General features: G+C 38.6%; 6 protein-coding genes. All 6 read right to left on the bottom strand.

The window, feature by feature from the left end:
• Positions 1-174: 174 nt before the first annotated feature.
• The 6 genes from GUU89_RS06170 to sov all read right to left on the bottom strand — a co-directional run bounded on the left by GUU89_RS06170 (position 175) and on the right by sov (position 11,996).
• Positions 175-903 carry a hypothetical protein gene (locus tag GUU89_RS06170; protein WP_162127103.1) on the bottom strand — a complete coding sequence of 243 codons (729 nt, stop codon included), beginning with the start codon at positions 901-903 and terminating at the stop codon, positions 175-177.
• A 32-nt stretch (positions 904-935) separates the two neighbouring features.
• On the bottom strand, positions 936-3,053 hold the full coding sequence (locus GUU89_RS06165) for an energy transducer TonB (protein ID WP_162127102.1): 2,118 nt from the start codon (positions 3,051-3,053) through the stop codon (positions 936-938).
• 16 nt (positions 3,054-3,069) lie between these two features.
• The gene (deoC, locus tag GUU89_RS06160) at positions 3,070-3,813 is read right to left on the bottom strand and encodes a deoxyribose-phosphate aldolase (protein WP_162127101.1); all 744 of its coding nucleotides are present in this window, start codon (positions 3,811-3,813) and stop codon (positions 3,070-3,072) included.
• Between the two features lie 51 nt (positions 3,814-3,864).
• Complete coding sequence (locus GUU89_RS06155) at positions 3,865-4,218, bottom strand: VanZ family protein (RefSeq protein ID WP_235921991.1); 354 nt, start codon at positions 4,216-4,218, stop codon at positions 3,865-3,867.
• A gap of 15 nt (positions 4,219-4,233) precedes the next feature.
• Positions 4,234-4,614, bottom strand: a complete 381-nt coding sequence (gcvH, locus tag GUU89_RS06150) for a glycine cleavage system protein GcvH (RefSeq protein ID WP_162127100.1) — start codon at positions 4,612-4,614, stop codon at positions 4,234-4,236.
• A 77-nt stretch (positions 4,615-4,691) separates the two neighbouring features.
• On the bottom strand, positions 4,692-11,996 hold the full coding sequence (gene sov / locus GUU89_RS06145) for a T9SS outer membrane translocon Sov/SprA (protein ID WP_162127099.1): 7,305 nt from the start codon (positions 11,994-11,996) through the stop codon (positions 4,692-4,694).

Here is an 11,996-nt window from a genome sequence, read left to right as displayed (position 1 = left end):
TTTTTAAAATGGATTTTTTTTGGGACAGATTTTCGTCTGTAAATATGGTCACAAGTATTGATTTACCACACGAGAGGATTTGTGTGATAGCAAAGAAATCAGTAAAAAGTCATGGGATGCGCTTGGAAACCATTTTCTGTACAGTAGGTCGATGTCGGAACTAAAAAGCGTAGGCTAAAAATGCCATTGAAACCCTAATCCATTAGTGCTGATTAGCATTTTAAGCTCCGATTTTTCAAAAAAAGCAACTTGTTTTTTAGGCAGATTATTATAATCTTTTACGGCTTCTTTTATTTTTTTAACACCACCAAGCCTAACAGGAATACCCACCACACTAGTGACAATCCCCACTATAAGCAACGCTGGTCCACCTCCGTTAGTTTGAGATAAATTACTTAAGCCGCCGCCAATAAAGAGTCCTATTCCGCCGCCAATTAAAATACTCCCCAGCGACGCTCCACTTTTACCTCTTTTGTAATCATCATATAGGTTAGGCGATGGTTTTAACAGTCCTTCTACCTGCTCACCGGTAAGTAATTGCCCATTTTTGTATATTTTGGAAGCCGACTTGTACTCTAACAACTCTTCTTTTGATTTATTAAGTATTACTGTTTTCTCTTCATCCTTTGCCGTAAGCTTTTTGATTGCGGCTTTGTTTTCCGATTCGTAGACTGTTACTCCACTACCGTCAACAATTTTCTTTATACCACCTAAGGCAAACTTCATTTGAGATTTGGTTACATCATTTTCATAAGACACACTGTCTTTGGCAATTTCCAGATTTTTAAATTCCAGAATAGAGTTACTATTAAACGTTATGTAGCCACTTTTGACGCTCTTTTTTTCTTGTGAAAAAGCAAATACACTACAACAAAGGAATAGAAGCCAAATAGAATTTTTCATTTAAAAAAAATTAAGAAGGGTTATAAAAAATTTTAATAATCAAAATACCAATTAAAGATATCACAACGCAATCCTATAGAGAACCAAGTAGTGCTTTCTTTGATAGCTGTGGCCGTTTCGGTAGTTGGATTAAAATCGCGGTAAATAAAACTACCAAACAATTTCATGTTGGTAGCCGGATTAATCAAATAACCGGCCTGAATATCAGCAATAAATACTTTGGTTTTATTTCCTTGTCCGATAGCTACCCCTTCGTCGTACGGGCGATTTAAATCATAATCTTTGTAGATATCGCTACCATAATTAAACGTATCGGTAGCATTGTTAAAATCTAATCCGCGCTCGCCAATGGTAAGTTTGGCATCCGCAAAATAGCGTCCTTGATGGTAACGGGCTATGGCAATGAATTCTTTGAAGTTTCCGCCCCATTGGTGTCCTAAACTTTGATTGTTGTGTCCGTAATTGGTAATCGGTTCGCTGTGTGCATAAACATAAGGACGTACATGATTGTATTCAGCCTGTAACAATAGATTTTTGATATGAAAAGCGTTATAGTATTTAACTCCCAATTGGTAGCCGTATTTGTTTTTCCAGCTTTTTTTACCGGCTTTCATATCGCTTAACGAAAACTCATCGAGCAGGAACTGTCCGTAAAAATTCACCTGATTGCTGAACTTGAATTTGGTAGTTAATCCCAACATAGCATTTCCGGTTCGGGCCGAAGATTCAAACTCTACCGAACGATAGAAAATAATGGGATTGACAAAACTCATGTCAAAGCCACGATTGTTTTTGTTGGTCCAAATCACAGACTCAAAGAAACCTAAGTTCCAACGATTGGTTACATTCAAACTCAAATAATGACTTGCCGCAAACTTGGTAGCATAAGTTCGGTCCACCGTCACATCGGGGCGAACATCTTTAAGCCAAGTATAAATATTGGTGTATTTTATCTTCCAAAAAGTGGTGTTCAATTTAAAATAAGGATACGGGCTGGCCCCATCTCCAAGTAGTAAAGAACGATAACCGTCACCAATAAAGTTCTTGCCATATCCCAAATTCATATTGATGAATTTACTTGGTGTATAAGCTAAATTGGCTTCAGCCATTGGAAAATCATAGGCGTCTGATTTGAAATCTTTAGCAATTCCAATCCCGGGAATAATCGCCGGATTACCTCCATCGGGTGCTATAGATTCGGCATAGCGATTAAAGTAATCGGCAAAACGTCCTTGACTTTCATAAATGGTTGTGGTGAAGTTCAATTCTTTTCCTAAACCTCCGTTAAACTGAATTCCACGGGTATTGATGTAGGTATATTTGGCTTCGCTGGGATCGCTTTTCCCAAATTGCAAATCAACAATCGGATTTAGTGTAAACCAATAATCGTCGCCTTGAATTTCGACTAAATTTTCATTCCAAAGTTTTCTGCCCCACCAGCCTTGTTTGTTTTTGGCCAGTTTTTGATTTTCTTCTTTGAGGTTATAATATTTTGCAACATCGGCATAAGCATAAGGCTTGGAAGCAGTATGATTGTTAGCTCCAAGTTGATTCATTTCGTCATCAAATTGGGCATAATAACTATGCGAAAACGGAATGTTCAAATGGCTCTCCAACTGTGGATTGTTGAACTTTTTATAGTGTACATTGTCCAATTCTGATAGTTGCTTATCATTTGGTTTGTACTCCATGGATGCTTTTTCTGCTTGTTCTTCTGCTTCTTTTTGGGCCTGCATCTCGGCTACGCTTTGTAACGGAATAGCAATTTTAATGGTATACTTAGCATACGTGGCATTACCGTTATAGGTGGCCGGTTTTATTTTGGGAAGTTTGCCAAACACTCTTTTGCTTTCAGCCACTAAAGCTTCATCAATGGCATCAACATAAATCACTTTAAAATTTCCGGAATCGGTTACTTCAAAAAGCACTATAACGCTGCCTTTATAATTGCTTTGCTTCAAATTATCAGGCACTTTAAAATTGTTGTATACAAAATCCTGCACCTCGTTATGAAAACAAGTTTCGAGTGCGTGTTGTTGCAATCCTTCGCAAGACGGAAATACCGGGACTTTTTCTATTTCTTTTAAAACCTGCGCCTTGGAACTAAATACAACAAACAACAGCAATAAAAAGGATACTATTTTTTTCATTTTTGGAAAGACTAAATTAATAACTGCCGGTAGCGGTTTCGCCGTTAGCAATAGTTTTGGCTGCCGAAGTACCAATTCGTTTAACCCCTAAGCGAATCATTTCCTCCGCTTCTTCATAGGTTCTGACTCCGCCGGCTGCTTTCACCGGAAGTGGTGAAGCATTTTCGAGCATCATAATGACTGATGGAAATGTAGCTCCGTTGGGCAATCCGTTTTCGGTTTTAAAAAATCCGGTGGAAGATTTAACGAATACATTAGGAAAACAATCCTCTTTGAAATTGGTGATGATTACATTTTTTATCAAGGCCGAAAACTGTATGATTTGGGCATCGGTCAAAGCAGCTACTTCAATAATCCATTTGACTACTTTATGGTTATCAAAGGCCAAGCGAGTTCCGCTGTAAATTTCTTGTTTTACCAACTCAATATCGCCTTTTTTAAAAGCTTCATAATTGCAGACAAAATCCAATTCATCGGCTCCATCTTCAATGGCTTGAAATGCTTCGTCCAGTTTTTCATCAAGAGAATTGGTTCCTTCTGGAAAGGAAATAACCGTTCCTATAAGGACTTTTGACTTGGCTTTGGTGATCATTTCTTTGGCCAACTTTACTTTGTCGGGCCGTATCATGATTAGTTTAAAACCTTCATCAATGGCTTCTTGAATAAAGCCTTTTACAATAGAAGTATTATCAGCTTCTGACAAACCGCTTTGTTCGGCTGTTTTCAGATAAGTGGAGTCGAGGTATTGCTTTATATTCATGCTATAAAAGTAAAAAAAAATCCCGATTAAAATCGGGACATTTTTTAGTAACTATTGTGGAGATTGTTTTAGTTTTTTCAGCAAAAGGAAGAATCCTATTGCTGTGGCTGCTCCGGTTGCATTGGCCATTACATCATAGATGTCGGCATGGCGGGTTGTGGTTAGTGTTTCTTGTAAAAACTCTATAAGTATTCCATATAACAAGGAAACGATAAACACTTTTACAATAAGTTTGAGTTCGGTTGATTTATTTTTTAGCCAAACATAATTTCCCCAAAGCAGGGTAAAAACAAAATGAAAGGTAAAATGAACGTATTTATCGGCTTCTTTAACAGGAATGGCCGGTAATTTACCGAACTTAATTAAACACAAAACAGCAATCAAAACAGTCCAACCTAAAGCCAAACCGTAAAGTGTTTTTTAAGCACCAATAAGTTGTTTGTAGGCATCACTAGAAAGCAATTCGTCAATCTCAGCGGTGTTGGCAATTTTTACTTTAATCATCCACCCTTTTCCGTAAGGGTCAGCGTTCACCTCTTCCGGGGTTCTTTCTAAATCGTCGTTGAATTCGATAATTTCACCTGATAACGGCAAGAATAAATCGGATACTGTTTTTACGGCTTCTACGGTTCCGAAAACTTCGTCTTTATCCAAAGTTTGATCTAAGGTTTCTACTTCTACATATACGATATCGCCTAATTCTTTTTGGGCAAAATCAGTAATCCCTACAGTGGCAATATCGCCTTCAATTGAAACCCATTCGTGATCTTTGGTATACTTTAAATTACTTGGTATGTTCATTAGTTTGTTGTTTATTAATTTTCTCCAAAAGTATAATTTCTATACAGATTATTAAAAAGATTGGGTCAAAACTTTAGTTAATTTCCAAAATTATATCGCATAGTAAATCCGGTTCGGATGTTGGTTAACGGGAATGATGTTGAAATAACCGGTTTTGAGAACGAATGGTCGTAGAAGAAAATAGCCGTTAGGTTTTTACTCAACGAATAATCCGCTGTTAATTTGGCTGACCAAATGTTTTGTCCGCCACCCAATTGATTGTTGTTATAATCCAAATACCTTACAATGGTTTTATTATTTCGTAGGGAGAAATCAATTTTAACATTCAAATCACTTTTGATAATTCCGGTTGGATTGTCAGCCAATTTTGAAGAGAAGATTACGTCTTTAAAGCGATAGCCTAATCCTACTATAAATTCTTTACCTTGTACTTCGGTCAGCAAGTTATTGTCAAAACTCATCGATAAGCTTCGGTCTTTTTTCATTTCGGCCAAGAACTTGAACGAGTTTTTCATTTCAAAATCAAAACGGATTAACGGATTGAATTGCTCCACTAAGTTGATGTTACCGATGATAATTTTGTTGTACACATTTCCGGTATTCGGATCAATGCCGCCCGGATTTTTGTCATAATCAAAATTAGAACGGAAAGAGTTAATGGTATACGACGCGCGGTAAGCGTGCTGAATAGAGAAACGTTTGAAGGTATCTTTAAAGAATTTGTAACGCATCAATCCGCTGTACTTGATTGTCCAGTTTGGAACGGGAATGTTACGGAAGGCATCCAACGAAATGCTTTTGGCTCTTGTGCTTGTGGCCTCATCAAATTTGAAACCGGTACCATCAAGCATACCAACACCCATTCCGGTATAAGCGGCTAATAAGGACGGAATTAATACCGCTTGACTGTTTTTACCAAATCCTACAGGATAGCCCTCAGCATCCGTAGGGAAACCTGAGCCTCCATAATATTGAGTGGCCAATCGGTTGGCAACAATGATTCGGTTGTTTCTGAACTCATCAAAAGTCGAAGATCCGTTTTCATCACTTCGTTTAAAAGAAGATTTCAACATCACAGTAGATATCGCGAAGTTTCCAGTTGTATAAGGTGATCTCGAATTGTATCTACTGGTGATTGGGTCAACATCATATTGTTCCGAATAACTATCGGCATACGTTCTGTTGGCTGTAAAATCAATTTTAAAGTCCGGGAATAAATCCATATTGGCTGTAAAATCGAGCGTTTTGGTAACTACCTGTGTGTAGTTTTGGTTAAAATTCGGGTAAGTCGTCAACCAGCCTCTTTTAGCCGCTTCATAACGAACGTCGTCCTGAGCTCCGAATACAAATCCTAAAGACGGTTTAGTAGAACCGAAGAAGCCTAAGCCCGGAAGGAATCCCGGCAGTACCGTTCCTTCGTTTTGGGTATAATTAACCTGAATATTTTTAACACTGGTCAACACGCCTTTTAATCCATCAAGGAAGACATTTGAAGAAGCTGCCGGTTGTGTTTTAGCAGTGGTAATTTTTTCGCCCGGTTTTGGTAAAGCTGCCGGTTTTGCCGGAGCCGCTTTTGGTTTTTTACCTAATCCGACATACTTATAGAAAGTCTCCATGTTGAACGTAGCATTCAACTTGTGAGAGCTTGAATTCTGAATAGTGTTTCCTAAATTGTATTTGGTTCCATCCGTTGACTCAATGGTTCTCAACTGCAACGAGGCACTTTGCCAATTATAATCTCCCGTATAAGTATAACTTGATTTCACAAAAGCTAAGGCCGGAATCTTATTGATTGGTAAATCATAATTCACCACGATTTGTTGGTTGTGTTGATTTGGTGTACCAATATTCCAGAAATCGGTCCAAAGTGTGTAGCTGTTATCCGGAATATTATCCTCATTCAAATAACTTCTGACGATGTTGTGGGTGGCAGCGGTATAATTTACTTTTAAAGATTTAGTCAAATTATAATTGAATCCGTATTGGTAGTTAAACATATAGTTTCTTCTGAACAAAGGATCCAACGGCAATCCTATAACATCAACCTGTCTGAACTGTTGTCTGTTGTATTGTCTGATGATGTTGGTGCTGAAAGAAATGTTGGTCGGCAGGTAATTAAAGTTAAAATCGCTCAACAATTTCCAATAGTCGCTTTTCTTAAAATACTTGCTTTTCTTGAACGGTTCTACCGGTTTCGGTTGGAAAGCAAAGGTATAATCAACACTGGTGCTTACTTGCTGATCAAGGTAACTTTCAATTTCATAATTGTGTTTTTCTACCTGATTGAAGGAATACGAAAGCGTTAAGTTTTCCGGATCATAAATATGTTGTTTTTGATCCTGACTTCTTTCTTTTTTAACCCCAATAAAATTGATGCTTTTTCTTTTAGTATAATCAACTGCTCTGTTTTTGATATTATCTTTTTCAGCGCTGCTTGGTGTATTGTCTAACAACTGTTGTAATCTGATATCCTGATTGAACGGATCATATTCCGGTGTAATGGTTTCCTCGCCGATTGCATAATTGAACGGCAAATTGATTCCCCATTTTTTCGGCAATAATTTACCTAAGCTGATATTGGTTACTATGTTGTATTGTTGGGTATCTTCTCTGCTTCGTTCTTGCGGTCCTTGTTCCAAAGCTCCAAAACCTATGGTGCTCTTTCTTCCGGTAGCCGAAATGGTAGCAAAATCGGCCATATTGGTATCCATATTCAATACCGCAGCCATACCGCCTTTATTGTTCATATCGGCCAAACGCAATTCGTTGAACCAAACTTCTCCTCGTATCGGGTCGTTATTATTTCTGTTTCTGACCCCTACCATAAGAGTTCTGACTAAACCAAAGTTAGGCGTTCCTTTTATGGCTAAACGCAATGAACCGCGGGACGTATTTGAAGCTAACGAAGGGTCTAACTCGAAATCATCTTTGTAAAGCACTCCATCGACAAAATCAGTAGAAGGGGCACTCATGGCAATTACTTTTAATTGCGTTAATAAAGCAGTTGGTAAATCGATTTCATTTATTTCCGGCCAAATCTCTGTTTGTGTTTTTGAGGTCAACGGCGATACTTTTAGCGGAATTTCAACTTCATAATAATTGCTGGTAAAATCATTACCAAAACGAATGAAAGCTGACATTTGATTATCTGTCAGAGGAGATGTGTCCGTTTTTAATGCCTCGGCATGCAAGAACATTTTCAGTTTGTTGTATTGACGCATATCTACGCTCACGTTTTTGAAAACAGCTCTTGAATCTCCTTTTTCCAAACCACCTTGAGAAATTCTTAACGACAAGGATTGCTCATTTTGATTGATTATCTGGTTGTTGCTTGCTATTTGTTCTCTAACTACGCCCGGTGGAGTCACATAAGGAATAGGGTCTCTTTTAGAATTTTCCTGTATATTAACCGAAAGTACATCTAAGTTGGTATCATCATCAGCCGGATTAGGATCACTGGCCTGTAAGGTATTGTCATAACGTCTCCATTCGCCACGTACTAAATCCAAAGCTCCGAAACGTACGGTGATTGGCTTAGTAAATCCGGTCATAAAGACTCTCATAAAACGGATGGAACGGAAATCCGAAATACTTCCAATCGTTTTCTTTAAAGGAGTAGTTACCGGTATTTTAAATTGAATCCATTTCGCCGAACCAAGATCTCCATTTGGTAACGGAATTTTATCAACCGGTACCACATCGGTAATAAAATTGGTTCCGGATATCATGCCTGGTTTAATGTCAATGCCGTATTCGTAATAAGCATTAACGGTATTCATGGTATTGTCACGGTTAATATCTTCTACATCAGGAAGCGTTGTTGAACCTCGATTGTTATCTGAAACTCCAACTGGTGAATTGCCTTCAACACCATTGTAATTTTTGTAACGATCAAAAACACTACCTGAAGCGTTTAAAAAATATTGGTAATTATCCCCTGCTGGGTCGGTCAAAGCAGCAAATCCTGACTCAGGCCCTGCCAATAAAGCTCTTTCAGCGTCATCATTTACCCCATCAAAACCGATATCTTGTGCTGCTCTATTGGAACCGTCAGCGTCAAAAGCATAGATTAGCGATTGTGAAGAAGGCACTTTCCCCCAAACCGTTGAACTGGTTAAGGTTTGTGAAGTAACATCTTGAGGCAATCCATTTTCGTATTGCTTGCGTTCATCTTTAAGTACGTCTTCGGAGATTTCTCCAAGGTCAAAATAAATTTTTCCGACATTGTTAGGGTCAGCCTGTCCCGCCGGATCCGGGTCGGTATATGGATCTAACACCCAAAATTGAATATATTCTACGTTACTTTGCTCAAAATTAGTCGAGTTAATTGGTCGCATTATCCCTCCAAAATTATCTTCCGGCGTGGTAAATCCTGTTGGACTAAGCGCTTGAGGGTTAAAGTTATAAGGACCTCTTTCGTTAGGATAAAAAGATAAATCTAAAGTGTTGATTACTTGTGATTGTCCGATAGGAACATCTAAATTCGGGAATAACTCTTTGCTGAAAACTCTTCGGGTACTATTTAAAGATAAATCATCGTCTGAAATATCTCCCGGCGTTTGAACATAAATGGTTGGATCTATGCTGTACCAACTCAGTTTGGCTCTTTTGTATCCGTAAGTTCTATCAGCGGCTAAGGCTCCAAAGTCATTATAATTCGCATCGGCCTGCCATTTTGGAACACTGGACAAACTCCATGACAAAGGAGAACGCATGTCAATAGTGGTTTGCGACCCTTCAAAATCATCAACATATACGGTTGATTCGCCTTCAAAACGGTCTTGCTTTGGCGTATCCGGTTTTAAGAACGCAATTTCACCTCTTAAAGAAAAATTAGAAGGTGCATCGGTATCAACGTTTGGCAGTTTGTTTACCAATCGGGTTAGGAAAGGCACTTCTGTAGAATAGGCTCCATTAAAACCGAAGATTGTATTGTTAACCGACTCTTGTCCGTAATTGGATTTACTGGTAAAAGGTCGCTCGGTCATTTTTATGAAAGTAGCACCAAGCAACAATTTGTCTGAGAATTTATGCTCAACATTAACCCCCATGAATCGTCTGGTTTGTTGTCCGAACGCAGAATTATTTTCAACGGAAACCTGAATGGGAGTATTAGATGCCTGAAGAGACGGATCTAAAATTTGCACTCTTCCTGCCTGATAATTTACACTATAATCAATTCCTTCTTGTAAAACTCTTCCTCCGGCTGTAACAACAACAGAACCTCTTGGTACGTTATAGGCCCCAATCGGAATACCGTCACCGCCTACTGATTTGAATCTTCCTTTTAATTGAAATTTATTTCTTGTAGCATCCTGTAAAGCTGCAGCCGGCGTTCTTCGGTACATTTCACGAAAAACATATTTAGCCTGATTAGGGTTAAAGGTATTGGTGGTTGCAATTTGGTCTGCATTATAATCTTCGTAATAATTCTCAGTCGGCAGGTTTTTTAATTTGTCAAACAAGAATTTACCGAAAGGCTCTACCGTGGTGAAAATTATTCTTCCGTTTTGTTGGTCAACTGTTAAGCCCGGTAAAAAATCGAAGAAACCATCACCCCCATCCTGTGGGTCATTATTGTAATTCAGTTTATCTACATTAAATACTTTTAACAAAGCGGTTTCGGCTACATTGGCAGGAAGCTGCAACGGAATGTTTCCGGAAGGATCTTTATAAGGTGTAATATAATTTAAAGGAGAAGGATCGGTGTAAAGAATGTTGAATTTAAAATCTTCTTGTTGCAATTGAAACGCCCCGGGAATTTGGTAGATGTTTTTCATCATCAGGTTCCAAACCGGTTTTTGAACGTTGGTCAAATTACTTTTCAGCATTTTTAAAATCAAACTTTGCGAAGACACCGTCTGATTTGACGGATTGGTATTGTCTACCACTGTGGCGTCAACTCCGTCTGTTCCGAATTCTCCCACCTGATACACTTTATCACCAATGGTATATTGGTAAGCTACGGCTAACACTTCATCATTAGCCAATCGTTGTTGCAACGAAATGTATCCCAATTGCGGATGAAAGGTAAATTCATTGGCCGTTAATTTTCGGGCATTTTCTAATTTGGAATAATCGGTACCCTCATCCACCACATTATTAAATCCAATACTCGACGTAACTATATCTCTAATTTCAGGCTTAAGCAATCCGCCTCCGGCTATAATTAAAGCCGGGTCGTATTTATTATTGGTGTTGTTGGTTGGCGTATCTGTAGCCGTGCCAAGGAAGAAGTTATTAGCGGTTATTTGTGTTGGGTCGACGGCCACTACTTGTTGGTCCGTAAGCCCTGTTAATTGAGCTTCACCTAAATCCTGAAGCGCAATAATATTTCTTAAGTTGTTGTTCGTATTGGTAACACGGTTTTGTTTGTTGGTAATCCAAACTTCGATACGGGTAATTTGGACGCGGCTGTCAATAAACGGGTATCTTCGTAAGGCTTCGTCATATTTGTTTCTGAAGTATTGGGATAAGAAAAAGTGTCTGTCATTATCGTAGTCTAATGCAAACAATTCAAAATCCTGTATGGTGCCACCGCCTTGTGCTGTAACCGATTTGGTTTGTGATTTTTGTTCCGAGAACACGCCGGTTACGGTAGTCTTTCCGAATTGCAATTGGGCTTTAACTCCAAACAAACTTTGAGCTCCCCGAATTAACGAATTCGTCAATGGCATGCTCACGTTTCCGACCTCAATTTTCTGAATGATATCATCTTCTGTCGGGGCGTATTCTAATTTAATAAGATTTTGAAAAGCAAAAGTAGACTGGGTGTCATAATTAGCATTTACGCTCAGTCGGGTCCCTACTTTTCCCATCAAACTCATGCTGATTCTTTGATTAAAATCGAAAGTGGTCTGCGCTCTGTTCCTGGGTGAAAGGGCCGGATTATCTTGCTTGGTATAGCGTAAACCCAAATCCATTTCAACTGAACCGGTGGGTTTTACATCAATGGTATTGCCTCCAAAAATAGTTTCAAAGAAACCGGAATTCACATAATATCTTGGCAACAAATCTTTTTTAGCGGCTTCACTTCCGTCTTTTTTTCCGTCGATGGCATCCGATTTTTTCTTAAAATAATCACGCATCGACTCACGCAATACTAATTCTTCGTATTCTTTGGGCGTTAAAATAATGGGATAGTTGATATTAAACCCTTCAAAAGTGCTGGAATATATGTATCGGTCAGTAGCCGGGTCGTAAGTATAAGCATTGAGAATGCTATTCGGGTTTTTAATTTCTACTTTCCCTTTTGAATAGCCCGTGCTGTCAACAACCGTTGGATTTACCTGTGCAAAAGTCGTAGCGCTAAGCAATAAGACTAGTACAAAAAGTATTCTTTTTAGGTTTAAAAATGATTTTGTCGCGTATAGTGTTTCCAA

This window comes from Flavobacterium phycosphaerae, assembly GCF_010119235.1.
In the GTDB taxonomy this organism is placed as follows: Bacteria; Bacteroidota; Bacteroidia; order Flavobacteriales; family Flavobacteriaceae; genus Flavobacterium; species Flavobacterium phycosphaerae.
This window is presented reverse-complemented; position numbering and strand designations above follow the sequence as displayed.